Genomic DNA, 25,689 nt, shown 5'->3' on the forward strand with positions numbered 1-25,689 from the left:
ACATGAACGCCGCACAGCTCAGGTTGTGCGGCGTTCATGTGGGAGCGGCCTTGTGCCGCGAAGGGGCCGCAAAGCCGCCCCTGCATTCACTTCTTGCCCCTCACCGCAGCCGGCGCCTTGCCGGCTTTCATCTGCTGCAGCAGCGGCGTGCACTGGTTAGGCTCATCACCACTGCTCGGCGCCACGAGCGCCAGCAACCCTGCCGCAGGCCCCGCCACTACACCCAATGCGACCATGCCGGCACCGCGCAACGCCAGCGGTACCGCCTGTACGCCGGCGCTGGGCTTGGCAAACGCACCACGCACATACAGCGGCGAGCGCAGCGAGAACAGCCGCAAGCCTTTCGACTCCGGGGTGATCTTCAGATCAAGCTGTTCGCTGGCAAAGTTGGCAGTGCCATTGATGTAGATGATCGCGTTTTCAGTATCGAAGATGAACAACCGGGTAGTAGCGAGGCCATCCTTGATACCGACGTCGGCGGCGGCGCAGTTGATCTGTACATCTTCGTCGCCGAACAGCTTGCCAATCACGTAGTTGCCCACGTTCAACCCGGCGATCTCCATCAGGCTTCGGCTGACGGCACCATCGTTGATCAACATGCGCAGGTCGCCATTGGCGGTGCCCAGCAACGCCGCCACCGAGTTGCCACGGCCGCTAATGTCAGCATCGCCGTTGAGCTCGCCAAAGCTGGTCTGCATGGGCGCAAAGGTGGGGAACAGCTGCTTGAGCTTGAAGCCGCGCGCGGTCAGTTGAGCGCGCCCCTGCAGAGGTACGCTGCGGCCATCCAGACGGATCTTGGAAGCGAGGTTGCCACCGGCAACGCCAAAGCGCAGCGGCTCCAGACGCAGCAGGCCATCGTCGAGGATCACATGCGCCGCAAGGTCGTTGAACGGCAACTGCTCACTGTGGACGATGCGCTTGCCGGCGAACTCGACGTCGGCGTCCATGGCGCGCCAGCGTTCGGTACGGAACTCTTCCACCGGCAGCACCTTGTCCGTCGGCTGCTTGCTGGCACCGCCGCGGGCCTTCTGTTCAGCGTTGGAGTCGGCACCGATCAGCGGCGCCAGGTCCTTGAACAACAGCTGGTTGGAGACCAGCTTGCCGGAGAGCTTGGGCCGCGGCTGGCTGGCGACAAACGCCAGGTCGCCATGGATGTCGCTGTCACCGATCTTGCCGTTGAAGCCCTGGTAATTGAAGGTTGCGCCCTGCGCTGCATGCAGGTTGGCAGTCAGGTGGCCGTCGGTTTCGTAGGCAGGTGTATCCGGCAGCGTCACTCCCGTCAGCGGATAGAGGTTGCCCAGGCTGGCCCCGGACAGGCGCAGGCGCAGGTCAAGGGCGCCGAGGTTGCGTGGGTCAGTGAGGGTGCCGGCAAGCACCACGTGGGTATCGGCGATGCGCACGTCGGCCTGCAGCGGGAAGGGCTGGCTGGCGTCCTGCAATGCCAGCAAGCCGCCGATCTTGCCGGTGCCGGCTACCGGCTGGTCTTTGTAACGGCCCTGGGCCTTGAGCCCGAATGCATAGTCCTGCGCGCCGCCAGCCTTTTCCGCACGCGCCTTGCCCACGATATCGCTGAACGGGATAGGCTTGCCCAGTGGGTCGATCTGCACCTTCATGGTGGTTTTCAGGGTCTGGTCGTCGAAGCTGACGTTGCCTTGGTCAAACCCGATGGCGCCGATGTCCAACTGCCATTTGGAAGGGGGCTCGTTCTCATCCTTAGGACCCAGGTCGAAGTTCCAGTTGGCGCGGCCATCGGCCAGGCGCGTCAGGCTGGCTGTCGGTTTGACCAGGTCGATGCGCGGGATGACGACCTGCTGGAACACCAGCGGCAACAGTGCCAGGCGAAACTCCACGCGTTCAAGCCCGACCATCTTCGGCTCTTTGAGCCAGTCAGGGTTGCCCAGGGTGAGGTCTTCAGCCGTGAAGTGCGGCCACGGCACCCAAGCGCGCCAGCCACCCTCCTGCGGCTCGGTGCGCCAGTGCACCGCGAGGTTGCCATTGATTGCGAAGGGCCGGTGCAGCGCTGCGGAAACCTTCTCGTTCAACAGCGGCTTGACGCGGTTCCAGTCGAAGGTGGCGATCACAACCACCAATATCGCCAGTAGGGTCAGCAGGGTGGTAAGGGTCCAGACGAGGATTCTGGTGGGACGCGTCATTGCGTGATTCTCCTGACGACATGGCGCAAAACGGGCGCAACGATGGCACTTAATAGCTCGGACTGATGAAAACCGCCTGGGTTTTATCGAAGTCCTTCATCATAGCGAAGTTTTTCCTGGCTTCTTGCTCAGCTTTTGGTCGCCCACCACGAGGCGAGCCATGCGGAACACCTACTGGCCAAAGGCCGCATATCGCCTTGAAACAGGCGTGCCAGAGGGGTCTTCAAGCCCTATCAATACCGTCGATTGTTACCATTATCCGTATGAACTTCTTTCTGGCGTTACCGGGCGTAGCATTGGCTTCGTACCCACTTTCCAGCCCCCTAGAGGAGCACCGAAACCATGAAACGCCACCTGCTGACCCTGACCCTGTCGATTCTTGCTGCCAACGCCTTTGCCCTGCCCGCTGCCGACCAGCACCTGACCGCCGAATCGCGCTCCAGCGCCACTGAAGTTGCCCAGCCGTTGAAAACCGTAGCCGAAGGGGGTTCGGATCGGTTGATCGAGCGCTCCGGCCGTGTGGCCGAAGGTGGCTCGGACCGCCTGATCGAGCGCTCCGGCCGTGTTGCCGAGGGCGGCTCGGACCGCCTGATCGAACGCTCCGGCCGTGTGGCCGAAGGGGGCTCGGACCGCCTGATCGAACGCTCCGGCCGTGTGGCCGAAGGGGGCGCGGATCGCCTGGTCGAAATCAGCCATGTGAGCTGACTGACATGGCCGAAAAGAACAATCCACAGCACAGTGCCTGCTCCCCTCCAAGCCCGGTCCATTGACCGGGCTTCGTTTTTTTATCTAGAGTGCCCAGCCTCACCTTCACAGAAGCCTGCACCATGCTGCCGCGCGCCGAACAGAAGCTACTGACTCGCCAGGCCTTGCTCGATGCGGCCTGCCAGCTTATGGAGAGCGGCCGTGGCTTCGGCAGCATCAGCTTGCGCGAGGTGGCCAAGGCCGCCGGCATCGTGCCCACCGGTTTCTACCGCCACTTCCCGGACATGGACGCCTTGGGCCTGGCGCTGGTCGCCGAGGTCGATGCCACCTTCCGCCAGACCATTCGCCTGGTGCGGCAGAACGAGTTCGAGCTCGGCGGCATCACCGACGCCTCGGTGCGCATCTTCCTCGACGTGGTAGCCGCGCACCGCGCCCAATTCCTGTTTCTGGCCCGCGAGCAGTACGGTGGCGCACAGGCGGTACGCCAGGCCATTGCTGGCCTTCGCCAAGGCATCAGCAACGACCTGGCCACGGACCTTGCGCGCATGAAACGCTGGCAGCACCTGGACGGCGCGGCGCTGGCCGTGATGGCTGACCTGGTGGTGAAGACCGTGTTCGCCACCCTACCAGAGCTCATCGACAACCCGCAGCCAGGTTATCCACAGGCATTGACTGCGCAGGAAAAGATCACCCAGCAGTTGCGCTTCATTTTCGTCGGTGCGCGGCATTGGCAGGGGCTGGGTAGCCCAGGCTGATCGGCTGGCGGCGCGGGCCACTTCGCGGGTAAACCTGGCCTGCCCAGACAACCCGAAACCCCACTTCTGCTACCATGGCGCACTGCCCGATTGTGACGAGCGCATTCATGTCCGACCCCCGCCCCACCCTGCCCGAACTGGCCCGCTTCACCCAGCACATTGCCGAACGTATCGTGCCGCTGTGGCAAGGCCCAGGCTGGAACGCCGAGATGGCACTGCCCTACGAAGCCCTGGATGCCCAGCACCACCCGTTGCCTGCCCAGCGCTACCGGGCAATGGCCTGTGCTCGCCAGCTGTACCTGTTCAGCAGCCGTATCGAGCAACCGGGCGCGGCGGAGCGGGCCGCAGCGCTGTTCCGTTCGTTGCAGCGGCATTTCCACGACGCCGAGCACGGCGGCTGGTTCTACAGCATCGATGCCCAGGGTAAGCCACTGGATCGGCGCAAGGACCTCTACACCCATGCCTTCATCGTCTTCGCCTGCGCTCATTATTGGGGCCAAGTGCGCGAACCCCTGGTGGAATCTGCGCTCGATGCCGCCCTGGAAATCGTCGCCGGGCAGTTCGCGCGTGACGACGGGCTGTACGAAGCCAGCCTCGGCGAGGACTGGTCCGACTTGGGCAGCGGCCCGCTGCAGAACCCGCTGATGCACTTGGCCGAAGCCTTCCTGCAAGTGCTTGCCGTGCGAGAAGATGAAGGCGTGCAGCACGCGTTGCTGCAGCTGTGCGACGCCCTGCAGGCGCACTTCATCGAACCACAGCACGGATTGATGCTGGAAAAACCCCATGGCGCTGTGGATAACTGGTTCGAGCCGGGGCATCAGTTCGAGTGGTTCTATCTGCTGGCGACTTCACCGCTGCTGCGCGGCACGCCCTTGCATGGCTCGATCGCCCGGGCTTTCGACTATGCAGAACAGTACGGGGTAAAAGATGCCGCTGTACTGGCGATGCTGAATGTGGACGGCGAGGTACTCGATGCGACCCAGCGGATCTGGGCGCAGGCGGAGTATCTACGGGCGCTGGTATTGCGCTCGGGGAGTGAGGTGAAGCTGCTTGCGCAATTGAAAGCGATGGAACAGCGGTTTTTGCATGACGGCGGCTGGTACGAGTGCCGGGATGGCGAAGGGGCTGTCAGCCGGCACGACATGCCCTCGACAACGCCCTATCACCTGGCGACCTGCCTGGAAGGCTTGCAGCGCCTGAGCTGACCTCTTCGCGAGTACGCTCGCGAAGAGGTCTCGGGTTCAGCCCTTGGCCGAACGGTCGATCGAGAACCCTGCCCAGTCCTGGCTCACCGGCATCAGTTCCAGGCTGTTGATGTTGATGTGCGCCGGCTGGTTGAGGATCCAGAAGATGGTCTCGGCGATGTCCTGCGGCTGGATCGGTTCGGCGCCTGCGTACGTGGCGTCGTACTTGGCCTGGTCACCACCGAAACGCACCAGCGAGAATTCGCTCTCGCACAGCCCCGGCTCGATGTTGCTGACACGCACGCCAGTGCCGCGCAGGTCACAACGCAGGCTCAGCGAGAACTGGCCGACGAATGCCTTGGTGCCGCCATACACGTTGCTGCCTGGGTACGGATAATTGCCCGCCACCGACCCCACGTTGAGAATCGACGCGCCCCGGCCGTGTGCGATCAGGCGTGGCAGCAGCAAGCGGGTGGTGTAGATCAACCCCTTGATGTTGGTGTCGACCATGGTTTCCCAGTCGTCCAGGCTGCAGTTCTGTGCCGCATCGACACCCAGCGCCAGGCCGGCATTGTTGACCAGCCCACGCAGCTTGTCGAAGCCGGACGGCAGGTTGGCGATGGCGTGCTCCATGGCCTTGCGGTCACGCACATCCAGCACCAGGCCGTGCACTTCGGTCTTGGCCGACAGTTCGGCGCACAGGGCATCCAGGCGCTCCTTGCGACGGCCGGTCAGGACCAGTTTCCAGCCCGCGTCGGCGAAACGGCGTGCGGTGGCCTCGCCAAAACCGGAAGTTGCGCCAGTGATGAATACGGTGGAGGTCATGCTCTGTTCCTCGTAGATGGGTTGTCGTCGGCAGGGTTTGCAGCATGCCCTTGCCGCGCGCTGTCAGCAAGCCATTCAAACACCTGGTCATTTTTTGAACACTTGCTGCAAAGGCCCGTGCCAGAGCGCTCGGCGCCAGCTATGCGCATGTTATCCACAGGGCTTTCCCCACGGATTGGGGGCAAGTCAGTTATCGCGCAGAACCCTTTCAGCGCATTACCGCTGCGGACAGCGCTCCGATGATGGCGCAACGCTTTCAACCATGCCGCTTGCAGCGGTCTGTCCAAGGGTTTTTCACAGAGTTACCCACAGCCTTTGGCTGCGCTGCCAGGTAGCAACCCTGTGCACAAAAATGCCTGAAAAATCATCCACAAAGGGCATGTGATCAAAATATGACCAGCGCCCTGCAGGCCTTGAAGCCAAAGGGTTTCAGCGAGATGCCACCATGTTTTCCACAGGCGGTTCCACATTATCCGTGGAAAACAAACAGCCTGTGGAAACAAGGGCTTGCGAGGGGATCATAGGAGGGTTCTGGAACGCGATGCGACAAGTTGTCCACATCCGCTTCAGCGCAGGCTGGGGCCGCTGTGCGACCCCAGCTTACAATTCAGTGCCCGCCTAGATAGGCATTGCGCACCTCTTCATTCACCAGCAACTCCTGCCCCGTCCCGGTCATGCGAATCTGCCCGTTGACCATCACATAGGCCCGGTCCGACAGCTTCAGCGCATGGTTGGCGTTTTGCTCCACCAGAAAGATGGTCATCCCGGTCTTGGCCAGCTCGCGCAGGGTGGCGAAGATCTGCTTGACCACAATCGGCGCCAGCCCCAGCGAAGGCTCGTCCAGCAGCAGCAGTTTCGGCCGGCTCATCAGCGCCCGGGCGATGGCCAGCATCTGCTGCTCACCGCCAGACATGGTCATGGCGCGCTGGTTACGGCGCTCCTTGAGCCGGGGGAACAACTCGAACATGCGCTGCATGTCCTCGCTGGCATATTTGTCACCGATGGGGATGGTGCCCATCATCAGGTTCTCCTCGACGGTCATGTCGGGGAACACCCGCCGCCCTTCCGGCGATTGGGCAATGCCATTGGAGGCGATGTAGTGCGACGACTTGCGGGTGATGTCGGTGCCGCGGTACACGATGTGCCCGGCCGCCGCACGGGGTTGGCCGAAGATCGACATCAGCAGGGTCGACTTGCCGGCACCGTTGGCGCCGATCAGGCTGACCGTCTCGCCTTCGTTGATGTGCATCGAGACCTTCTTCAGTGCCTGGATCGGCCCATAGAACACGTCCAGGTCTTTGAGCTCGAGAATGGGTGCACTCATACCAGTTCCTCTTCGTCGGCACCCAGGTAGGCGGCAATCACCGTCGGGTTGTGGCGGATATCCTGCGGCGCGCCTTCGGCAATCACGTTGCCGTGGTCAAGCACGACAATATGGTCGGAAATGCTCATGACCATGCCCATGTCGTGTTCGATCAGCACCACGGTGATGTCGTGCTCGTCGCGCAGCACACGGATCATGCGGCTCAGCGCCTCGGTCTCCTGCGGGTTGAGGCCGGCGGCCGGTTCGTCCAGGCAGATGATCTTTGGTCGCGTGCACATGGCCCGGGCGATCTCCAGCCGGCGCTGCTGGCCATACGACAACTCGCCGGCCAGGCGGTTGGCGCAATCGACCAGGTCGACCACCTCCAGCCAATAGAAGGCGTGGTCCAGGGCATCGCTCTCGGCCTTGCGGTAAGCCTTGGTATTGAGCACGCCGGCCAGCAGGTTGCGGTTCACCCACATGTGCTGGGCCACCAGCAGGTTTTCCACCACGGACATTTCCTTGAACAGGCGAATGTTCTGGAACGTGCGCGCCAGGCCTGCGCGGTTGACCAGGTGGGTGCCGCCGAACATCTTGTAGTACAGGCGGTTGGCAAAGCGCGCCGGCGAGACGAAGTCCGCCGCCTGGAAGCGTTCACCCAGCAGCTGGATGACGTTGGTGTGGCTGCCCCGCACGTTCAGCTCGATACGCCCGCCACTGGCCTTGTAGAACCCGGTCAGGCAGTTGAACACGGTGGTCTTGCCGGCGCCGTTGGGGCCGATCAGGGCGAAGATCTGGTTGCGCTTGACCTTGAGGCTGACATCGCTGAGCGCTTTGATGCCACCGAACTGCATCATCAGGTTGTCGACCGAAAGAATGATTTCGTCGCTCATGGCGCCACTCCTTTACGCGGAACCACACCCGTGCGGCTGATGCGGATCAGCCCTCGCGGTCGCCAGATCATCATCAGCACCATCAGCACGCCGAACAGCAGCACCCGGTATTCGGAGAAGCTGCGCAGCAGCTCCGGTGCCACGGTGAGCACGAAGGCCGCAATCACCACGCCAACGGTCGACCCCATGCCGCCGAGCACGACAATGGCGAGGATCAGCGCCGACTCGAAGAAGGTAAACGAGGACGGGTTGACGAAGCCCTGGTAGGTGGCGAAGAAGACCCCTGCCAGGCCTGCAGTGGAGGCACCCAGGGTAAAGGCCGAGAGCTTTACCAGCACGTGGTTCAGGCCCATCGAGCGGCAGGCGATCTCGTCTTCACGCAGCGCTTCCCAGGCGCGGCCGACCGGCATGCGGGTCAACCGGTGCTTGATGTACAGCACCGCCAGCACGACCAGGAACAGCACAGCGTAGATGAAGACGAACTTCAGGTTGGCGTTGTAGTCGATGCCGAGGAACTCGTGAATCGGCACCCCTCCGTCCTTGGCCCTGCGGCCGAACTCCAGGCCGAAGAAGGTGGGGGACGGCGCCGGCATGCCGTTCGGGCCGCCAGTGAACGACAGCCAGTTGTTCAGCACCAGGCGGATGATTTCACCAAAGCCCAGGGTCACGATCGCCAGGTAGTCACCGTGCATGCGCAACACTGGGAATCCGAGAATACACCCCGCCAACGCCGCAGCGATGGCCGCCAAGGGCAGCACGCTCCAGAAACCCAGGCCCAGGTACTGGTAGCCCAGCGCCAAGCCGTAGGCGCCGATGGCGTAGAACGCCACGTAACCCAGGTCGAGCAGGCCCGCCAGGCCGACCACGATGTTAAGGCCCAGGCCCAGCAAGACGTAGATCAGACCGAGGATCACCACCGTCAACAGGTACTTGTTGGCGAAGATCGGGAAGATGATGGCGATCACCACCAGCGCCGGGATGATGTAGCGCAGCCGCGACTTGTAGTCGGGGGCGTTTACGTGCACCCCCGAGCCTCCGCTGTCGAAGCCCTGGAGCATGCGCTGCCCCGTGGCAGTCTGCAGGTAGAGGCTGAGCAGGAAGCGCCCGACCATCACCCCACCCACCAGCCACGCCACACGGCGGGGTTCTGCATTGAAGCTGTAGCCGTCAAGCACCACGCCGACGACCGGGCCAAAGACAATGAGCGCCAGCAGGCCGGCGACAAGGGTCTCCAGCAGGCTGCGTTTGAGATCGAAACCCTTGGTTTCGGAAACAGGGGCAGTTTTGGCAGTGGACATGTTCACACCTTAGCCACGAGCGGGCGACCCAGCAGGCCTTGTGGGCGGAAGATAAGGATCATCACCAGCAGCGAGAAACTGAACACGTCCTTGTAGTCGGAGTTGATCAGGCCGGAGAACAGCGATTCGGAAATACCGAGAATGATCCCACCAAGCATGGCGCCGGGTAGCGAGCCGATGCCGCCGAGCACTGCAGCGGTGAACGCCTTGATGCCGATGATGAAGCCTGCATAGAAGTCGAAGGTGCCGTAGTTCATGGTGATCAGCACGCCCGCCAGCGCAGCCATCACCGCACCGATGACGAACACGTAGGAAATCACCCGGTCGGTGTTGATCCCCAGGATCGAAGCCATCTTGCGGTCTTGCTGGGTGGCACGGCACATGCGGCCGAGCTTGGTGTACTTGATGACGTAGGTCAGCAGCCCCATGCCCACGAAGGCGGCCACCAGGATGAAGATCTTGGTGTAGGTCAGTTGCACGAAGCCGGTGCCCACTTCGACACGCCAGGCCCCTTCAAGCAGGGTGGGAACCCCTTGCTGACGGGCGCCCTGGCTGATCTGCGCGTAGTTCTGCAGGATCAGCGAGATGCCGATGGCACTGATCAGTGGTGCCAGGCGGGTGGAGTTGCGTAGCGGTTTGTAAGCGATGCGTTCGATGGTGAAGCCATAGACGCCTGTCACGACGACGGTGAACAACAAGGTGCCCAACATCAGCAGGGGGAACGACTCGATACCGAAATAAGCCAGCAATGCCAGGCTGATCGCCGCCAGGTAAGCGGAGATCATGTACACCTCGCCGTGCGCGAAGTTGATCATGCCGATAATGCCATAGACCATTGTGTAGCCGATGGCGATCAGGCCATAGACCGACCCTAGGGTCAGGCCGTTGACCAGTTGCTGCAGGAAAATACCATCCATAACGCAATCTCACCTGATTGAGATTGCACGAGCGCCGACCACGGCGGGCTGGGTGCAGCGGCCCTCGCAGCGCAGAACTGTGCAGATCTACGGATAAAGACAGGTACCGCGGGGCTGCGGCCCGGGGCTTTGCGCGCCCGGGCCGTTAGCCGTTGTTATTTTTGTTTTTCCAGCTGGTGGTACTTGCCTTGGGCATCCCACTGGTAGACCACGTAGTCGGAGACGGTCAGGTCACCCTTGCTGTCCCACTTCTTCTCGCCCATGACAGTCTGCACCGGGTTGGCCTTGAGCCACTTGGCAGCGTCCTCGCCCTTGTTCGATTTGGCGCCATTGAAGGCCGCAGCCAGGGCTTGCAGCGAGGCATAGGCGTACAGGGTGTAGCCTTCCGGCTCGGTGCCGGCCTTGCGGAACTCTTCCACTACCGCCTTGCTGTCTGGCAGCAGCCGTGGGTCGGCGCCGAAGGTCATGTACACGCCGTCGACGTACTGCGCGCCGCCGGCGGTAGCGACCAGCTCGTCGGTGACGATGCCATCATCGGACATGAACTTGACGTCCTTCAGGCCCTGCTCGCGCAGCTGGCGAACCAGTGGGCCGGCTTCCGGGTGCAGGCCGCCGAAATAGACCACGTCGGCGCCGGTGGAGCGGATTTTGGTGACCACGGCGCTGAAGTCTTTCTCACCGCGGGTCAGGCCTTCGTAAAGTACCGGCTTGACGCCGCGTTTCTCGAGCTGCGCCTTGGTCGCATCGGCCAGGCCCTGGCCGTAGGTGTCCTTGTCGTGCAGTACCGCCACCTTCTTGCCCTTGAGCACGTCGACGATGTAGTCACCGGCAACGATGCCCTGCTGGTCATCACGGCCGCACATGCGGAACATGGCGCCGAGCCCGCGCTCGGTCACTTGAGGGTTGGTGGAGCCTGGGGTGATGGCGATGATGCCCGCTTCGTCGTACACCTCGGACGCCGGGATGGTGTTGGATGAGCAGAAGTGGCCCACCACCCCGATCACCTTGTCCTGATCGGCCAGGCGGTTTGCCACGGCCACGGCCTGCTTCGGTTCGCAGGCATCGTCACCGGCGACCAGCACGATCTTTTCACCGTTGATACCCCCGGCCGCGTTGATCTTGTCGGCAGCCGCCTTGGCACCCTTCATGTACTGCTCGCCAAACGCTGCGTTGGCACCCGTCATGGGGCCCGCGACGCCGATCTTGACGTCGGCCTGAACATACGAAGAAACACCCAGTGCCGTAGCCACGGCCAGTGCCAGGAAACCTTTCTTGTAAAACGTCTGCGACATGAGGTGGTGCTCCTAGAGTTTTTTTTGGTTGGCACTACAACTTCTCAGCCCTGTGCTCTGAGCAAGGGCCGTGCCATTGGTTTTGTCTTCCGGGAAAACACACTGGGCGGGCGGCAGGCAGGCGACCGGCGGCCTTTTCTTTATTGAGCGTGCAACCGTCTGCCATGCGGCAGGCGCCACCACTCGTACAGACAAGGAGCAACCGTTCGGTGCCATCATTGCAACCCTGGCAAGTGTTTACGTGCAACCAGCCTGTAACCGCACACCGTCACCGAATTGCACACCGCTGGTGCGCGACTGCTACAGGCGGCACTGTTTCAAGGCTAGCTGGTGCACGAAAAAACACCTGTTTTGCCCGTTATGCCCCTGTCGCCGGCCAGCTGGCTTGCCGGGGATGAGGCCGGTACTGACACAACAACGATGAAAAGGCTGGCACAATGTCCGCCATTCGCCGCTTTGGAGCCCCTGATGAGCGAGAGCGCTTTCGCCGAGCACATCGTGCACAACCTGCTCGACACCGACTTTTACAAGCTCACCATGATGCAGGGGGTACTGCACAACTACCCGGACGCCGACGTGGAATGGGAGTTCCGTTGCCGCAATGGCGAAGACCTGCGCCCCTACCTGGGCGAGATTCGCAACCAGCTCGAGCGGCTCAGCGACCTTACCCTGGATGATGGCCAGCTGGCCTTCCTCGAACGCATCAGCTTCCTCAAGCCAGACTTTCTGCGCTTTTTGCGCCTGTTCCGCTTCAACTTGCGTTATGTGCGCCTGGGCATCGAAAACGATCAGTTGGCCCTGCGCCTGCGTGGCCCCTGGTTGCATGTGATCCTCTTCGAAGTCCCGCTGCTGGCGATCATCAGCGAAGTGCGCAACCGCCACCTGCACCCCCACATGCGCCTGGCCGAAGCCCGCGACCAGCTGTACCGCAAATTCGACTGGTTGCGCGCCCATGCCAGCGACGACGAGCTGGCCGAGTTGCAGGTGGCCGACTTCGGCACCCGCCGGCGCTTTTCCGGCCGGGTGCAGGAAGAAGTCGTGCGCGTACTGCGCGACGACTTTCCGGCCCGTTTCGTGGGTACCAGCAACGTCGACCTGGCATGGAAACTGGATATCAGGCCACTGGGCACCATGGCCCACGAATGGATCATGGCCCACCAGCAGCTCGGCCCGCGGTTGATCGACAGCCAGATCGCCGCCCTCGACTGCTGGGTACGCGAGTACCGCGGCCTGCTCGGTATCGCCCTGACCGACTGCATCACCATGGACGCTTTCCTGAGCGATTTCGACCTGTACTTCGCCAAGCTGTTCGACGGCCTGCGCCATGACTCGGGCGAACCGGTGGCCTGGGCGGAGAAGGCCATCGCCCATTACCAGAAGCTGGGTATCGACCCCATGACCAAGACCCTGGTGTTTTCCGACGGCCTGAACCTTACCCGCTCACTGGAGATCTTCCGTGCGCTGCGCGGCCGCATCAACGTGAGTTTCGGTATCGGCACTAACCTGACCTGCGACATTCCGGGTGTGGCGCCGATGAACATCGTGCTTAAAATGACCGACTGCAACGGCTCGCCAGTGGCAAAAATCTCTGACGAAGCCGCCAAGACCCAGTGCCGCGACGACAATTTCGTCGCCTACATGCGTCACGTATTCAAAGTCCCCAGCAAGGAGTAACCCATGCAAGCGGTTCAGCAAGAGATTGCCCAGGCGCTGAAGGTACAGCCGCCGTTCGCGGACGCTGCAGCGCTTGAGGCCGAAGTCGCCCGGCGTGTGGCGTTCATCAAGGACTGCCTGGCCAACGCCCGGCTCAAGACGCTGGTGCTAGGCATCAGCGGTGGTGTCGATTCGCTGACCGCCGCCTTGCTCGCCCAACGCGCCATCAACGAGCTGCGCGCCGAAACAAGCGACCCGGCCTACCGTTTTATCGCCGTGCGCCTGCCGTACCAGGTGCAGCATGACGAGCACGACGCCCAGGCGTGCCTGGAAGTGATCAAGCCCGACGAAGTACACACTGTGGATATCGCCCCGGCAGTCCGGGCATTGGCGGCGGAAGTGGAGGCGTTGAAGAACGGCTCGCCGACGTTGGTGGACTTCGTGGTTGGCAACGTCAAGGCACGTACCCGGATGGTCGCCCAGTACACCATCGCTGGCGCCCGTGCCGGCCTGGTGATCGGTACTGACCACGCCGCCGAGGCAGTGATGGGCTTCTTTACTAAGTTTGGTGATGGTGCCTGCGACCTGGCGCCGCTGAGTGGCTTGGTGAAGCACCAGGTGCGGGCGATTGCGCGCAGCTTTGGCGCACCGCAGGCGCTGGTGGAGAAAGTGCCGACTGCGGACCTCGAAGACCTGGAACCGGGCAAGCCGGACGAGGCCTCGCATGGCGTGACCTACCAGCAGATCGACGCCTTCCTGCAGGGGCAGCCGGTGGATCAGGCAGCGTTCGACATCATCGTGGCTACCTACCGCAAGACCCAGCACAAGCGCGAATTACCATTCGCCCCATAAAAGCTTCGCGGGCAAGCCCGCCCCCACAGTACCCCTACTTAAAGCGCGTTTAGTGGGGTGCCTGTGGCAGCGGGCTTGCCCGCGAAAGGAGGGCGAAGCCCTCCCCTGGTTTCAAACAGTCATCACTTTACGACGACCTTGCCCTTCATCATCGAGATGTGGCCCGGGAAGGTGCAGAAGAAGCTGTAATCGCCACCGGCTTCCAGCTTGGAAGTGTCGAACTTCACTTCGGTTTCTTTCTCTGGCGCGCCGATCATCGCAGTGTGGGCGATGATGTTGGCGTTGTCTTCCTTCAAGTAGCCCTTGTCGATGCCCTGGGTCATGCCTTCACTGGCAATGGCCTGCATGTCGGCAGTCTTGCTGATCACCAGGTTGTGGCCCATGACGTTCTTCGGCAGGTTGCCGGAGTGGGTGAGTTTGACGGTGAATTCCTTGCAGCTCTTGTCGACGGTGAACTCCTTGGTGGTATAGGACATCTGGTCCGTCGATTCGACAGTTACCGAGCACTCGGCTGCGAAGACAGAGGCGCTGGCGAGGGTCAGCAGGGATACCGCTACAGCTTTCGCAAACATCATGAATCTCCTTGGCAGGGTTTTATCAATTGCGAGACTGCCTGAAGCCAACGCTCCCCTTGCTGATATGCGTCAAGAGGGTGTCAAGTGGCCAGCCAGTAGAATTGTTCAATGGATTGTATACAACCAATCTAAGAGCACATCATGCCCTTTTAATAGACGATGGGACAACCTCTCATTTAGGAGCAATTGCAATGTCCCTCTCAAGTTTCATGAACAGTCTGCTTGCTGCCTACGCTCACGGCGCCAGCGGCGCTATGTGCGAATTCTCCCGCCCAGAGTGAAAGCAGCCTTGGAACGGGCAGGCATCGGCCGTACCCTGTGCACGCATGTGACTGGAGATGAGCAATGCCTGTACGTTCCGTTTGTGTATTCTGCGGCGCCAGCATCGGTGCCAACCCGGCTTATCGTGAAGCCGCCGTCGCGCTGGGCCAGACCATCGCCCGTCGCGGGTTGACCCTGGTGTATGGCGGCGGTGCCGTCGGCCTGATGGGCACGGTCGCCGACGCAGCCATGGCGGCTGGCGGCGAAGTGATCGGGATCATTCCCCAGAGCCTGATGAACGCTGAAATCGGCCACCGTGGCCTGACCCGCCTGGAAGTGGTGGACGGCATGCACGCGCGCAAGGCACGCATGGCCGAGCTGAGCGACGCCTTCATCGCCCTGCCAGGGGGCCTGGGCACGCTGGAGGAGTTGTTTGAAGTGTGGACCTGGGGCCAACTGGGGTATCACGCCAAGCCGTTGGGCTTACTGGATGTGAATGGCTTCTACGAGAAGCTGGGTGGTTTCCTTGACCATATTGTCGAAGAAGGCTTCGTGCGGCCGCAGCATCGGGCGATGCTGCTACTTGAGCAGCAGGCCGATGCGCTACTGGACGGGATGGAGCGGTTCGAGGCGCCGGTGCTGCCCAAGTGGGTCGACAAGCAACCTGATTGAAGGCTGACATGCCGGGACCGCTTCGCGGTCCCCGGTTCAGCGCGGAATGACAGGCTGACGCGGCTTCTTACCCTTGCCGCCACCACCCTTGGCCGCTTCCTTGCGCTCCTTGGCCGCCTGCTGGTTGCGGGCGAACGCTTCAGCCTTGGCCTTCTCCCGCTTGTCCCACGGGTTGCTGCCATCACTGCCACGCGGTGGCAGGCCCGTATGCTGGGTAAGAATCTTCTGGTCCTTGCCCACCTTATGGCTGCCGGCCGGGGTCGAGTTCTTGCGGCGAGCGCTCTGGTACGTGTCAGTCTGCGGCTGGTGCAGCGGGATCAGCTGGTGCTTGCCCGGGCCGATCAGGTCGGCACGGCCCATGCGCTGCAGCGCCTCTCGCAGCATCGGCCAGCCCTTCGGATCGTGATAGCGCAGGAAGGCCTTGTGCAAGCGGCGCTGCTCATCGCTCTTGACGATCTCCACCCCTTCACTCTTGTAGGTGACCTTGCGCAACGGGTTCTTGCCCGAGTGGTACATGGCCGTGGCCGAGGCCATCGGCGACGGGTAGAACGCCTGCACCTGGTCGGCGCGGAAGCCGTTGCCCTTGAGCCACAGGGCCAGGTTCATCATGTCTTCATCGGTGGTGCCCGGGTGGGCAGCGATGAAGTACGGGATCAGGTACTGCTCCTTGCCCGCTTCCTTGGAGAACTTCTCGAACATGCGCTTGAAGCGGTCATAGGTACCGATGCCTGGCTTCATCATCTTGTCCAACGGGCCACGCTCGGTGTGCTCCGGGGCAATCTTGAGGTAGCCGCCAACATGGTGGGTGACCAGTTCCTTGACGTACTCCGGCGACTCCACAGCCAGGTCGTAGCGCAGGCCCGAGGCAATCAGGATCTTCTTCACGCCCGGCAAGGCACGGGCCTTGCGGTACAGCTCGATCAACGAACTGTGGTCGGTGTTGAGGTTCTCGCAGATGCCGGGGAACACGCAAGACGGCTTGCGGCAGTGCTTCTCGATGTCGTGGCTTTTGCAGGCGATCCGGTACATGTTGGCGGTCGGGCCGCCAAGGTCGGAAACCACGCCGGTGAAGCCCGGTACCTTGTCGCGCATCTCCTCGATCTCGTTGAGGATCGACTCATGCGAGCGGTTCTGGATGATCCGGCCTTCGTGCTCGGTGATCGAGCAGAATGTGCAGCCGCCGAAGCAGCCGCGCATGATGTTCACCGAGAAGCGGATCATTTCGTAGGCCGGGATGCGCTCCTTGCCATAGGCCGGGTGCGGCACACGGGCGTAAGGCATGCCGAACACATAGTCCATTTCCTCGGTGCTCATGGGGATGGGTGGCGGGTTGAACCACACATCCACTTCGCCATGCTTCTGCACCAGCGCGCGGGCGTTGCCCGGGTTGGTCTCCAGGTGCAGCACGCGGTTGGCGTGGGCATAGAGTACGGGGTCGTTACGCACCTTCTCGAACGAAGGCAGGCGGATCACCGACTTTTCCCGGGTCACGCTCGGGCTGTCGAGAATCTGCACGACCTTGGCTTCGTTCGGGTCTTCCTGGTCGCCCTTGGCTTGCTCGATGGCGCAGGCCTGGGTGTCCTGGGTGTTCACGTATGGGTTGATGATCTTGTCGACGCGGCCTGGGCGGTCGATGCGCGTGGAGTCGATCTCGTACCAGCCTTGCGGGGTGTCACGGCGTATGAAGGCGGTGCCGCGCACGTCGGTGATGGTCTCGATCTTCTCGCCGTTGGACAGGCGCTGGGCCACCTCGACCACTGCACGCTCGGCGTTGCCGAACAGCAGGATGTCGGCGCTGGCGTCGATCAGGATCGAGTGACGAACCTTGTCCTGCCAATAGTCGTAGTGGGCGATGCGGCGCAGCGACGCCTCGATGCCGCCGAGTACGATCGGCACATGCTTGTAGGCTTCCTTGCAGCGCTGACTGTACACCAGGCTGGCGCGGTCCGGACGGCTGCCGGCCAGGCCACCAGGGGTGTAGGCATCGTCGGAGCGGATCTTCTTGTCCGCGGTGTAGCGGTTGATCATCGAGTCCATGTTGCCGGCCGCGACGCCGAAGAACAGGTTCGGCTCGCCAAGCTTCATGAAGTCGTCTTTCGACTGCCAGTTCGGCTGGGCAATGATGCCCACGCGAAAGCCCTGGGCTTCCAGCAGGCGGCCGATGATGGCCATGCCGAACGACGGGTGGTCGACGTAGGCATCACCGGTCACGATGATGATGTCGCAGGAATCCCAGCCGAGCAGATCCATCTCCTCCCTGCTCATCGGCAGGAACGGTGCTGGCCCGAAGCATTCGGCCCAGTACTTGGGATAGTCGTAGAGTGGTTTGGCTGCTTGCATGTCAGTGACCGGTTCTGGTGTGCAGGGAAATCGCGGGCGCGGAATATAGCACAAATTTTGACCAAATCCGACTGTCTTCGTGGGGATTGGTGGGTTGTTGGCTTGAGGGGTGTGGTGGGGTTGCCAGGTGTTCGCCACAACAGTTTCAGCGCCTGTGAGATCGAGCGCCGCCCGCGCGGCGCTTCGCGGCACAAGGCCGCTCCCACTGTCTGTTTCGGGCCGCGCACCCCCGGGTGCATGGCTGGAGATTGAGAAACAGCAGCGGCGCAGCCGATATCGAAGGGAACAAACGAGGCGGTCAGCGATGCCCCCACAGAAGTGACTGGCCCGAAACAGACGGTAGGAGCGGGCTTGCCCCGCGAAGCGCCGCGCGGGCGGCGCTCGGTCTCACAGGCGCTGAAACCGCTGCGGCGAACACCTGGCAGCCTTCATGCAACCTGAAGCCAAGCCCTCACTGCTTCATCCCCAACTCAGCATCATCCATCAGCGCCTTCTTTGCGACAGTGAGTCGGGTGTCTTCTCTTGTCATTGTTCAATCCCCTGAAAGTTCTCTGAAACTTGGGCCGGCCCTTTCGCGGGGCAAGCCCGCTCCCACAAGTACTGCGCCGGCCGCGAACACCGGCGTAGCCGATGCCAGCCACCGCGGTGGATTCCGCGGCTGAAGCCGCTCCCCACAGGGTCCCTGCTAACGCAGCAAGTTATGCGCAGCGTAATGAGAACGGCCGTTACTCGTCATCGTCGAAGTTGTACATCCCCGGCGCGAGGTTCTCGAAGCGAGTGTACTTACCGATAAACGCCAGGCGTACGAAGCCGATGGGGCCGTTACGCTGTTTACCGATGATGATTTCCGCCACACCCTTGTGCTCGGTCTCCGGGTGGTACACCTCGTCCCGGTACACGAACATGATCACGTCGGCGTCCTGCTCGATTGCACCCGATTCACGCAAGTCGGAGTTCACCGGGCGTTTGTTGGGGCGCTGTTCCAGCGAGCGGTTCAGCTGCGACAAGGCGATGACCGGGCAGTTGAATTCCTTGGCCAGGGCCTTGAGGGAGCGGGAAATCTCGGAAATCTCGTTGGTCCGGTTATCACCGGCCGAACCAGGAATCTGCATCAACTGCAGGTAGTCGACCATGATCATGGCGATTTCGCCGTGCTCACGGGCCAGGCGACGGGTACGTGCGCGCATCTCCGAAGGGCTGATACCGGCGGTATCGTCGATGAATAGCTTGCGGTCGTTGAGCAGGTTGACCGCCGAGGTCAGGCGCGGCCAGTCGTCGTCGTCCAATTGGCCGGAACGCACCTTGGTCTGGTCGATACGGCCCAAGGACGAGAGCATACGCATGATCAGCGATTCGCCTGGCATCTCGAGGGAGAACACCAGCACCGCCTTGTCGGTCCGCAGCACGGCGTTTTCCACCAGGTTCATGGCGAATGTGGTCTTGCCCATCGACGGACGGCCAGCGACGATGACCAGGTCAGCGGCCTGCAAGCCACTGGTTTTCTCGTCCAGGTCGGTGAAGCCGGTGGAAACACCGGTGATGTCGCTATCGGAGTTGAACAGCGTGTCGATGCGATCGATGGCCATGGTCAACAGTTCGTTGACACCCACCGGGCCACCGGTTTTCGGCCGTGCCTCGGCGATCTGGAAGATCTGCCGTTCGGCATCGTCGAGGATCTCTTCGGCGTTGCGCCCTTGCGGGTTGAAGGCGTTGTCGGCGATGTCGGTACTGATGCTGATCAGCTGGCGCAGGGTCGCACGCTCACGAATGATCGCAGCGTAGGCCTTGATGTTGGCCACCGACGGGGTGTTCTTGGCCAGCTCGGCCAGGTAGGCCAGGCCGCCGACCTGGCTCGACAGGCCTTCCTTGTCCAGTTGCTCGTGCAGGGTGACGACGTCGAACGGCTGGTTGGCATCGGCCAGCTTGTGCACGGCACGGAAGATCAGGCGGTGGTCATGCCGATAGAAATCACCGTCCGAAACCTGGTCCAGCACTCGCTCCCAGGCGTTGTTGTCCAGCATCAGGCCACCCAGCACGGCCTGTTCGGCCTCGATGGAGTGCGGCGGCACCTTGAGGGCAGCAGTCTGCAGGTCTAGCTGTTCGGGATTGGTGATCTCGTTCATGGCCACGAAAGAATTCTGGAGGATGAAAAAGACAAAGGGCACGGCCTGTAAAGAACAGGACGTGCCCGATGTTAACCGGCAAGCCCGCCAGGGGCTAGCCAGTCAGCGCAGCTTAGGCAGCTACGACGACCACACGTACGGTGGCTTCAACGTCGCTGTGCAGGTGCACGGCTACGTCGTATTCGCCAACTTGACGGATGGTGCCGTTCGGCAGACGAACTTCAGCCTTGGCCACTTCAACGCCGGAGGCGGTCAGGGCGTCAGCGATGTCGTGGGTGCCGATCGAACCGAACAGCTTGCCTTCGTCGCCAGCGGTGGCAGTGATGGTCACTTCCAGCTCGGCCAGTTGGGCAGCACGGCTTTCAGCCGAAGCTTTACGGTCAGCAGCTGCTTTTTCCAGCTCGGCGCGACGCTCTTCGAACGCAGCCAGGTTGGCGGCGTTGGCAACGGTGGCCTTGCCGAATGGCAGCAGGAAGTTACGGCCGTAACCAGCCTTAACCTTTACTTTGTCGCCCAGGTTGCCCAGGTTGGCGACTTTTTCCAGCAGGATCAGTTCCATTTGGTAAAACCTCTTAACTTTTAACCTTCACCGTTCGCGGAGTCATTCCCCTCAGGGGACTTGCGACCGCGAAAATCAATCAGGCTGTCGACAATGGCCAAAACCACGAGTAACGGATAAATCAGCTGCATGATCAGCGGCAACGTCACGTACATGCCCACCAGCCAGAACCCGGCCAGTCGGCCCTGGGCCACCAGCCCATGCATCAAGGCGATGCCGGCCAGGACGAGCACCAGGCTGGACGCTGACGCCAGGACGATGAACTGCGGACCGATGAACGGGCCCAACACCATCGCGGCAACCAGGACCAGCATGACCGCCCGCGGCAACTTCAGTTCACGAAACTCGCGACCGAAGCCTCCAGGGTTGTACAACGCAGCCTGCCAATAACGCGCCAGCATCAACGCCAGCACGCTGAACAACTGCAGCATTACCGCTGTGGAAGCAACCAGCACAGGGCCGATCAGCTCACCGGGAATTACCGGCTTGCCTTCGACCTGCGGCAGCGCTTCGGAAAGCGCCTTTGCCAGCACCTCGAAGGTGTCGCGCAGCACCGCGTCCAGGATGAGGCTGTAGACCAACCCCAACACAACACTGGACAACAACACCCGGCTCCAGGAATGCCCGGCACGCAGCAAGGCGGCCAGCCCCAGCGTTCCCAACAGCACCAGCAAGGTGCTCGGATCGCCAAAGCTCCAGATCACCACCGCCGGCAAAAGGCCGATGGCGATAACCATTGAAGCGTCCTTGAACCCGCGCCGCAGAAGCACGAGGCTCCCGGCAGCGGCACTCAACCAGAACAGCAGCGGTAACACTGCACTCACGACCACCACCAGGGTGGCCTGCACACGACCGCGCATGATGAAATCAGCCAACGCTCGCATGCTTATCCCTTACTACTTGTCGACGACCCGGTCTCAGCGGCCGTGGCTGTCGGTGTAGGGCAGCAGGGCCAGGAAGCGGGCGCGCTTGATAGCGGTAGCCAGCTGACGCTGATAACGAGCTTTGGTACCGGTGATACGGCTTGGAACGATCTTGCCGGTTTCGGATACGTAAGCTTTCAGGGTGTTGAGATCTTTGAAGTCGATCTCTTTCACGTCTTCAGCAGTGAAGCGGCAGAATTTACGACGACGGAAGAAACGTGCCATGAAATAGGCTCCTCAAAAGGTCCGTGGATTACTCGTCAGCGTTATCGCTGGAGTCGCTGTCATTGCTGTCATCGCCTTCGGCGGAGTCAGCATGCTCAGGACGCTCACGACGCTCACGGCGCTCGCTGCGGTTCTCTTCGGCCTTCAGCATCTCGGACTGACCGGTTACGGCTTCGTCGCGACGGATGACGAGGTTACGGATCACGGCATCGTTGTAGCGGAAGTTGTCTTCCAGCTCGGCCAGGGCCTTGCCGGTGCACTCAACGTTCAGCATCACGTAGTGAGCCTTGTGAACATTGTTGATTGCGTAGGCCAGTTGACGACGGCCCCAGTCTTCCAGGCGGTGGATTTTGCCACCATCTTCTTCGATCAGCTTGGTGTAACGCTCAACCATGCCGCCGACTTGCTCGCTCTGGTCCGGGTGAACCAGGAAGATGATTTCGTAATGACGCATGAATGCTCCTTACGGGTTAGTAGTCTGCCAGCGAATCTGGTCAGACAAGGAGTGAATGACACTGTATGTCTTGCCATGGAGGGGAGGCACATCAGCGCCTGCCAGCTCGGCAAGGGGCGCAATTGTAGAGAAGGCGTGCCTGACAAGCAAGGTGATTGGCGATTATTTGAACAGCCGGAAACACTTTAATACCTGGGCGGGCCCCGTCGGCGGCAAGCCGGCGACAGGCCCGCTACACGCGAAAGGTCAGCGCTTGGCCTGACGCTGGCGCACTGCCTCGAACAGGCAAACCCCTGTCGCCACCGACACGTTCAGGCTGCTGACACTACCGGACATCGGCAACTTGACCAGGAAATCACAGTGCTCGCGGGTCAGCCGGCGCATGCCCTTGCCTTCTGCACCCATGATCATCACCAGTGGCCCGGTCAGGTCCTGCTGGTAGATTTCCTGCTCGGCCTCGCCGGCGGTGCCGACCACCCACAGGCCGCGCTGCTGGAGTTTTTCCAGGGTGCGAGCAAGGTTGGTCACGGCCACCAGCGGAATCACTTCCGCCGCACCACAGGCCACCTTGCGCACGACCGGCGTCAGGGTGGCCGACTTGTCCTTGGGCACCACCACCGCCGTGGCACCCGCGGCATCGGCGGTGCGCAGGCAGGCACCCAGGTTGTGCGGGTCGGTAACACCGTCCAGCACCAGGATCAGCGGCGGGGTTTCGGTGCGCTCGAGCAGTTCCTCGAGCATCAGCTCGCCCCATACCTGGCTGGGGCTGACCTCGGCAACCACGCCCTGGTGCACACCTTCGACCCAGGCATCCAGCTCACGGCGCTCGGCCTGGCCTACCGCTATGCGGTTTTCTGCCGCCAGTGCCAGCAACGCCTGGATGCGCGGCTCGCTGCGCCCTTCCGACAGCCAGATCTGCTTGACCCGCTTAGGATGGTGCTGCAACAGCGCCTGCACGGCGTGCACGCCGTAGATCTTTTCCAACTGACTCATGACTTGCTCTTGCTTTTACGTGGCGCGCCGGATTTCGGCGGGCCTTTACGGTGCTTGGTCGGTTTGCCGGACGCCTTGCCGCCTTTGTCCGACTTGCTGCTGGAATGCCCGCCAGTGCGCGCCTCGCTCATCAGCGCCTTTTTCATCTCGCGGCTTTTTCGCACTTCAGCGTTACGCTGCACGGCGTCTTTGGGGAAGTACGCCTCGGCGGTTTCGCTCTTGCGGCTGCGTGGCTTGGGCGTGGCCTTGGCCTCGACCACAGGCGGCTGCTCACCTTTCTCGGTGGCCGGCGCCGCACCACGCCCCTTGCGGCCGACCGGGGCGGCAAGCTGCTGCTCGGACACCTCGAAGTCGATCTTGCGTTCGTCGAGGTCGACCCGCATGACCTTGACCTCGATGGTATCGCCCAGGCGGAAGCTGCGCCCGGTACGCTCACCCGACAGGCGGTGGTGCACGGGGTCGAAGTGGTAGTAGTCACCGGGCAGCGCACTGACGTGCACCAGGCCTTCCACATAAATATCGGTCAGTTCGACGAACAGGCCAAAACCGGTCACCGCAGTGATCACACCCGGGAAGGTCTCGCCCACGCGGTCCTTCATGTACTCGCACTTGAGCCAGTTGACCACGTCGCGGGTGGCCTCGTCGGCACGGCGCTCGGTCATCGAGCACTGTTCGCCGAGCTGGTCGAGGGTGTTCACGTCGTACGGATAGATGCGCGCCTTGGGGATGCTCATGGCGCCGGCACGCTTGACGTGCGGGGTATCGACCTTGGACCGGATGATGCTGCGAATGGCGCGGTGCACCAGCAGGTCGGGGTAACGACGGATCGGCGAGGTGAAGTGGGTGTAGGCCTCGTAGTTCAGGCCGAAGTGGCCGTTGTTGTCGGTGCTGTACACCGCCTGGCTCAGGGAGCGCAGCATCACCGTCTGGATCAGGTGGAAGTCCGGGCGCTCGGCAATGCTTGCCAACAGGGCCTGGTAGTCCTTCGGCGACGGGTCCTTGCCCTTGTGCAGGGTCAAGCCCAGCTCACCGAGGAAGGCGCGCAGTTTTTCCAGGCGCTCCGGCGGCGGGCCGTCGTGCACGCGGTACAGGGCTGGCACACCGTGCTTGTGCAGGAATTCGGCGGTGGCGACGTTGGCCGCCAGCATGCATTCCTCGATCAGTTTGTGGGCATCGTTGCGCACGGTCGGGCGGATTTCCGCGATCTTGCGGTCGTCGCCAAAGATGATGCGGGTTTCCTGCGTTTCGAAGTCGATGGCGCCACGGGCATGACGGGCATCCACCAGCACCTTGTAGAGGTTGTACAAGTTTTTCAGGTCCGGCAGGACCTCGTTGTACTCCTCGCGCAGCGCCTTGCCTTCACGGGTGCGGGCATGCTCGAGCATGCTGCTGACCTTGTTGTAGGTCAGGCGAGCATGGGAATGGATCACCCCTTCGTAGAACTGGTAGTCGACCATCTGGCCGGCCTTGTTGATGGTCATTTCGCAGACCATGGCCAGGCGATCGACATGCGGGTTCAGCGAGCACAGGCCGTTGGACAGCTCCTCAGGGAGCATCGGCACCACACGCTCGGGGAAGTACACCGAGTTGCCGCGCTGCTGAGCCTCGACATCCAGGGCCGAGCCCAGGCGCACATAGCTGGACACGTCGGCAATGGCCACATACAGGCGCCAGCCACCGGAGAACAGGCGCAGCTTGCCCAGCAGCTCGCAATAGACGGCGTCGTCGAAGTCGCGGGCGTCCTCGCCGTCGATGGTGACGAACGGCAGATGGCGCAGGTCAATACGCTTTTCCTTGTCCTTCTCCTCGACTTCAGAGCGGAACTTGCGCGCTTCCTTGATCACGTCCTTGGGCCAGACGTGGGGGATGTCATAGCTGCGCAGGGCAACGTCGATCTCCATGCCAGGCGCCATGTAATTGCCGATCACTTCGACCACATCGCCCTGGGGCTGGAAGCGCGGGGTTGGCCAGTGGGTGATCTTGATCTCGACGAACTGACCGATCTTGGCCCCGCCGTTACGACCAGCGGTCACCAGCACTTCCTGCTGGATCTTCGGGTTGTCCGGCGTCACATAGCCGATGCCACCTTCTTCGAAGTAGCGGCCGACCACGCTTTCGTGGGCACGTGAGATGACTTCGACCAGCACACCTTCACGGCGGCCACGGCGGTCGACCCCGGAAACACGGGCCAAGGCGCGGTCGCCATCAAACACCAGGCGCATCTGCGAGGGGCTGAGGAACAGGTCGTCACTGCCGTCGTCAGGGATAAGGAAGCCAAAACCATCGCGGTGGCCAGAGACACGGCCGCAGATCAGGTCCAGCTTGTCTACCGGGGCATAGGTGCCGCGCCGGGTATAGATAAGCTGGCCGTCACGCTCCATGGCCCGCAGGCGACGGCGCAGGGCTTCGATCTGGTCTTCTTCATAAAGACCGAACTCGGCCGCCAGCTCCTCGCGTGCGGCCGGTTCGCCACGGTCGGCGAGGCGCTGCAGGATCAGCTCACGGCTGGGGATAGGGTTTTCGTATTTTTCCGCTTCGCGAGCGGCCTCGGGATCGAGGGATTGCCAATCGGCCATCAGAAGGGGTTCACCTTGGGGTATATAGATATGAATTCTGGCATAGGCCTATTGAAACCGGAAATGTCAGGCTTGGACAGCCCCAGCAGCATGTCCGGCAAGCAGCAATAGGCGTGTGGAATCAACAAGTTGAATTTTTTGAATTTTTTTTGGGTTGG

The 25,689-nt window shown here is 62.0% G+C and carries 22 protein-coding genes; 6 read left to right on the plus strand and 16 right to left on the minus strand.

Annotated features, from left to right (window positions below):
• Positions 1-86: 86 nt before the first annotated feature.
• A complete protein-coding gene (locus tag APH34_RS05650) occupies positions 87-2,153 on the minus strand; it encodes an AsmA family protein (protein ID WP_054900204.1) in 2,067 nt (688 codons plus the stop codon).
• Positions 2,154-2,495: 342 nt separating this feature from the next.
• Here APH34_RS05650 and APH34_RS05655 point away from each other — a divergent pair, with 342 nt between their 5' ends.
• From APH34_RS05655 to APH34_RS05665, 3 genes are all read left to right on the plus strand, one after another.
• Positions 2,496-2,858, plus strand: coding sequence for a hypothetical protein (locus APH34_RS05655; protein WP_054900205.1), 363 nt, complete (start codon positions 2,496-2,498; stop codon positions 2,856-2,858).
• Positions 2,859-2,980: 122 nt separating this feature from the next.
• Positions 2,981-3,613 carry a TetR family transcriptional regulator gene (locus APH34_RS05660; protein WP_054900206.1) on the plus strand — a complete coding sequence of 211 codons (633 nt, stop codon included), beginning with the start codon at positions 2,981-2,983 and terminating at the stop codon, positions 3,611-3,613.
• A gap of 107 nt (positions 3,614-3,720) precedes the next feature.
• Complete coding sequence (locus APH34_RS05665) at positions 3,721-4,818, plus strand: AGE family epimerase/isomerase (protein ID WP_054900207.1); 1,098 nt, start codon at positions 3,721-3,723, stop codon at positions 4,816-4,818.
• A 36-nt stretch (positions 4,819-4,854) separates the two neighbouring features.
• On the opposite strand, the gene APH34_RS05670 is transcribed toward APH34_RS05665, so the two are convergent.
• From APH34_RS05670 to APH34_RS05695, 6 genes are all read right to left on the minus strand, one after another.
• Entirely contained in the window at positions 4,855-5,622 is a 768-nt protein-coding gene (locus APH34_RS05670; RefSeq protein WP_054900208.1) for an SDR family oxidoreductase, read from the minus strand.
• Positions 5,623-6,229: 607 nt separating this feature from the next.
• Positions 6,230-6,946, minus strand: a complete 717-nt coding sequence (locus tag APH34_RS05675; protein WP_054900209.1) for an ABC transporter ATP-binding protein — start codon at positions 6,944-6,946, stop codon at positions 6,230-6,232.
• On the minus strand, positions 6,943-7,818 hold the full coding sequence (locus tag APH34_RS05680) for an ATP-binding cassette domain-containing protein (protein ID WP_054900210.1): 876 nt from the start codon (positions 7,816-7,818) through the stop codon (positions 6,943-6,945). The genes APH34_RS05675 and APH34_RS05680 overlap by 4 nt, the downstream gene beginning before the upstream one ends.
• Positions 7,815-9,116: a high-affinity branched-chain amino acid ABC transporter permease LivM gene (livM, locus tag APH34_RS05685; RefSeq protein ID WP_054900211.1), complete on the minus strand. Its 1,302-nt coding sequence runs from the start codon at positions 9,114-9,116 to the stop codon at positions 7,815-7,817. The genes APH34_RS05680 and livM overlap by 4 nt, the downstream gene beginning before the upstream one ends.
• A 2-nt stretch (positions 9,117-9,118) precedes the next feature.
• Entirely contained in the window at positions 9,119-10,033 is a 915-nt protein-coding gene (locus tag APH34_RS05690; protein ID WP_054900212.1) for a branched-chain amino acid ABC transporter permease, read from the minus strand.
• Positions 10,034-10,188: 155 nt separating this feature from the next.
• The gene (locus tag APH34_RS05695) at positions 10,189-11,325 is read right to left on the minus strand and encodes a branched-chain amino acid ABC transporter substrate-binding protein (RefSeq protein WP_054900213.1); all 1,137 of its coding nucleotides are present in this window, start codon (positions 11,323-11,325) and stop codon (positions 10,189-10,191) included.
• A gap of 468 nt (positions 11,326-11,793) precedes the next feature.
• Here APH34_RS05695 and pncB point away from each other — a divergent pair, with 468 nt between their 5' ends.
• Both pncB and nadE read left to right on the plus strand, forming a co-directional pair.
• A complete protein-coding gene (pncB, locus tag APH34_RS05700) occupies positions 11,794-12,999 on the plus strand; it encodes a nicotinate phosphoribosyltransferase (protein ID WP_054900214.1) in 1,206 nt (401 codons plus the stop codon).
• Positions 13,000-13,002: 3 nt separating this feature from the next.
• Positions 13,003-13,830: an ammonia-dependent NAD(+) synthetase gene (nadE, locus tag APH34_RS05705; protein WP_054900215.1), complete on the plus strand. Its 828-nt coding sequence runs from the start codon at positions 13,003-13,005 to the stop codon at positions 13,828-13,830.
• 122 nt (positions 13,831-13,952) lie between these two features.
• Here the strand turns inward: nadE and azu are convergent, their stop codons facing one another.
• Positions 13,953-14,402 carry an azurin gene (gene azu, locus APH34_RS05710; protein WP_054900216.1) on the minus strand — a complete coding sequence of 150 codons (450 nt, stop codon included), beginning with the start codon at positions 14,400-14,402 and terminating at the stop codon, positions 13,953-13,955.
• Positions 14,403-14,750: 348 nt separating this feature from the next.
• Between azu and APH34_RS05715 the strand changes: the two genes are divergently transcribed.
• Positions 14,751-15,338 (plus strand): TIGR00730 family Rossman fold protein, encoded by a 588-nt coding sequence (locus APH34_RS05715; protein ID WP_054900217.1) that lies wholly within the window; start codon positions 14,751-14,753, stop codon positions 15,336-15,338.
• A gap of 36 nt (positions 15,339-15,374) precedes the next feature.
• Here APH34_RS05715 and APH34_RS05720 read toward each other — a convergent pair whose 3' ends face one another.
• The 8 genes from APH34_RS05720 to rnr all read right to left on the minus strand — a co-directional run bounded on the left by APH34_RS05720 (position 15,375) and on the right by rnr (position 25,531).
• Complete coding sequence (locus APH34_RS05720; RefSeq protein ID WP_054900218.1) at positions 15,375-17,678, minus strand: YgiQ family radical SAM protein; 2,304 nt, start codon at positions 17,676-17,678, stop codon at positions 15,375-15,377.
• A 725-nt stretch (positions 17,679-18,403) separates the two neighbouring features.
• Complete coding sequence (dnaB, locus tag APH34_RS05725; protein WP_054900381.1) at positions 18,404-19,801, minus strand: replicative DNA helicase; 1,398 nt, start codon at positions 19,799-19,801, stop codon at positions 18,404-18,406.
• A gap of 112 nt (positions 19,802-19,913) precedes the next feature.
• Positions 19,914-20,360, minus strand: coding sequence for a 50S ribosomal protein L9 (gene rplI, locus APH34_RS05730; protein ID WP_008101037.1), 447 nt, complete (start codon positions 20,358-20,360; stop codon positions 19,914-19,916).
• A 20-nt stretch (positions 20,361-20,380) separates the two neighbouring features.
• Complete coding sequence (locus tag APH34_RS05735) at positions 20,381-21,244, minus strand: hypothetical protein (protein WP_054900219.1); 864 nt, start codon at positions 21,242-21,244, stop codon at positions 20,381-20,383.
• 33 nt (positions 21,245-21,277) lie between these two features.
• Entirely contained in the window at positions 21,278-21,508 is a 231-nt protein-coding gene (rpsR, locus tag APH34_RS05740) for a 30S ribosomal protein S18 (RefSeq protein WP_003249563.1), read from the minus strand.
• A 28-nt stretch (positions 21,509-21,536) separates the two neighbouring features.
• A complete protein-coding gene (gene rpsF / locus APH34_RS05745; protein WP_003249557.1) occupies positions 21,537-21,962 on the minus strand; it encodes a 30S ribosomal protein S6 in 426 nt (141 codons plus the stop codon).
• 246 nt (positions 21,963-22,208) lie between these two features.
• Positions 22,209-22,955 carry a 23S rRNA (guanosine(2251)-2'-O)-methyltransferase RlmB gene (gene rlmB / locus APH34_RS05750; RefSeq protein ID WP_054900220.1) on the minus strand — a complete coding sequence of 249 codons (747 nt, stop codon included), beginning with the start codon at positions 22,953-22,955 and terminating at the stop codon, positions 22,209-22,211.
• Positions 22,952-25,531: a ribonuclease R gene (gene rnr / locus APH34_RS05755; RefSeq protein WP_054900221.1), complete on the minus strand. Its 2,580-nt coding sequence runs from the start codon at positions 25,529-25,531 to the stop codon at positions 22,952-22,954. Before rnr ends, rlmB begins: the two co-directional genes overlap by 4 nt.
• Between the last annotated feature and the right edge of the window lie 158 nt (positions 25,532-25,689).

It is taken from the genome of Pseudomonas sp. NBRC 111131 (genome assembly GCF_001320525.1).
Lineage (GTDB): Bacteria > Pseudomonadota > Gammaproteobacteria > Pseudomonadales > Pseudomonadaceae > Aquipseudomonas > Aquipseudomonas ceruminis.